Raw genomic sequence first — 2,771 nt, 5'->3', positions numbered from 1 at the left:
GTGAGGCGATTAGCATAAAATTTTACCCATCAAAACTTTTCAAACACCCTCTAAGCACTGGGTTATTAACTGATTATAAAGTCATGGTGTTGGCAGTAGATGAAAAGTATGTTAGTGCTACTTTCCAAAGACAATTAGCTGATGTAAATAATGAATTAGATTTAAAAGATGCGGTTAAAATTATCGGTTGTTGGAATGGTTTATCTAAACGCATGGGAACTAATATTGAAGATATAGAAGATAATTACCCCATGAAACGCGCGGTTGCTTTTTCCCGCACTATTCAAGATTCAGAAACAATTGTGAGATTATTTGCTAATATTATCAATGATTATCAACAATTAAATCCTGATGATGAAGATTTATTAGATTGTGAATTAGATCATGTTGACGGTACTCAAAACTCTTTACAAAGAAATGGTAAATTAGAATGGTTAAAAGCTGATACCACAGAACAAGGGAATATTTGTCGTATTTTATCTAATGCCCGTTGTTTATCTGAAGGTGTTGATGTTCCAGCTTTAGATGCTGTTATTTTCCTTACCCCCCGTAATTCCGTTGTTGATGTGGTGCAGTCGGTAGGACGGGTAATGAGAAAAGCTGAGGGTAAAAAGTATGGTTATATTATTTTACCTGTAGGAATACCTGCTGATATGTCCCCAGATGTAGCCTTAAAAGATAATCAGAAATATAAGGTTATTTGGCAAGTATTGCAGGCTTTACGAGCGCATGATGACCGTTTTAATGCCACCGTAAATAAGATTGACTTAAACCAGAAAAGACCGCCTCAAATTAATATTATTGGTGTTGGTGGAAAAGCTAGAGGTGAAAACGATAAGACTGGAGAAGGTGTTAGAAATTCTGGTCAATCTACCCAAGAATATAAGCAGTTAGAGTTGAATTTTGCTATTGAAGAATGGCGAGATGCTATTTATGCCAAGATAGTTGTTAAATGTGGTAATCGCAGATATTGGGAGGATTGGGCAAAAGATGTAGCTAAAATTGCTGATAGTCACATCTCCAGAATTAAAGCTTTGATAGAAGGCTCTCAAACTGAAGCTAAACAAGCTTTTGATGAATTCTTAATAGGGTTACATCAAAATATTAATCCTAATGTTACTGAAGATGAAGCTATTGAGATGTTATCTCAACATCTGATTACTAAACCTGTTTTTGATGCTTTATTTGAGGGCTATGAGTTTACTAAGTTTAACCCTGTTTCTAAGACGATGCAAAGAATGTTAGATGTGTTGGAAGGCCAATCTTTAGAGAAGGAAGTAAAAACTTTAGAGAAGTTTTATCAAAGTGTGCGAGAACGAGCTAGTAGTATTGATAATGCAGAAGGAAAACAGAGAATTATTACTGAATTATATGATAAATTTTTCCGTGCGGCTTTTCCTAGGTTGGTAGAAAGATTAGGAATTGTTTATACTCCTGTGGAAGTAGTAGATTTTATTATTAAAAGTGCTGATTTTGCTTTAAAACAAGAGTTTGGAGTCGGTTTAAGTGATGAGGGAGTTCATATTTTAGATCCGTTTACAGGTACGGGTACTTTTATGGTGCGGTTGTTGCAAAGTGGGTTAATTAAACCTGAAGATTTACAACGTAAGTTTACCTCAGAATTGCACGCAAATGAGATTGTTTTATTAGCTTATTATATTGCTGCGATTAATATTGAGGAAAGTTATCATTATTTAACTGGTAATGTGTATCAACCTTTTAATGGAATTGTTTTGACTGATACTTTTCAAATGTTTGAAAATGAAGGTTTTTTGTTAGAAAGTATCTTTCCTGAAAATAATCAACGGGTTATTAATCAAAAGCAAAGGGATATTACTGTGATTATTGGTAATCCTCCTTATTCTGCAAAACAAAAAAATGAGAATGATGGTAATAAAAATCTCAAATATGAAAAATTAGATGAACAAATTGAAAATAGTTATGCTAAATATTCGGGTTCTACAAATGTTAGAAATCTTTACGGTTCGGAAATTAGAGCTATAAAATGGGCTAGTGAAAGAATCAAAAAACAAAATGATCAAGGCATCATTTGTTATGTAACTAATGGGGCTTTAATTGATAAAGGATTTGCTGATGGATTCAGAAAATGTTTATTAGATGAATTTACTAGAATTTATTGTTTTAATTTAAAAGGTGATATGAGAGTTGGAAACTGGAAAGAAGAAGGAGGACAAATTTTTGGTTCAGGTAGTCAAACAGGTATTGCTATTATTTTACTCATCAAAAATCCTACCAAAAATCCAGAAAACAAAGTATTATATCATGATATTGGTAACTATTTAAATCGCGAGAAAAAATTAAATATTATTCAAAACTTTGCTGATATTTCTACTATTCAATGGCAAGAAATAACGCCAAATGAAAATTATGATTGGATTAACCAACGTAATGATAATTTTGAAAATTTTATTTCATTAGGTGATAAAAAAGATAAAACAACTCATACTATTTTTGATGTTTATTCTTTAGGAATTGCAACAAGTCGTGCTGCTTGGGCTTATAATTTTTCAAAGCAAGAATTAATATCAAATATCATTAGAATGATTGATTTTTATAATAGTCAAGTTGAAAAATTTAAGGCTTATCTAAAAAATCAAACTTTGAATAATGTTGAACAAAGAAATAAACAAGTAGAATCTTTTATTGATAATGATCCTAAAAATATCAGTTGGTCAAGAGGGCTAAAAAATGACTTAGAGGGTGTTTGAAAAGTCGGTGAGTGAGTAAAAAAGCTCTCCCAGTGTAAGCTG

The 2,771-nt window shown here is 32.0% G+C and carries 1 protein-coding gene; it reads left to right on the top strand.

Features of this window, described 5'->3' with window-relative positions:
* A partial coding sequence (locus tag FJR05_RS23620; protein WP_168646369.1) for a type ISP restriction/modification enzyme occupies nt 1-2,729 on the top strand: 2,729 nt, incomplete at its 5' end.
* Between the last annotated feature and the right edge of the window lie 42 nt (nt 2,730-2,771).

Origin of the sequence: Dolichospermum sp. UHCC 0259 (assembly GCF_009711935.1) — a bacterium.
Taxonomy (GTDB): Bacteria; Cyanobacteriota; Cyanobacteriia; order Cyanobacteriales; family Nostocaceae; genus Dolichospermum.
This window is presented reverse-complemented; position numbering and strand designations above follow the sequence as displayed.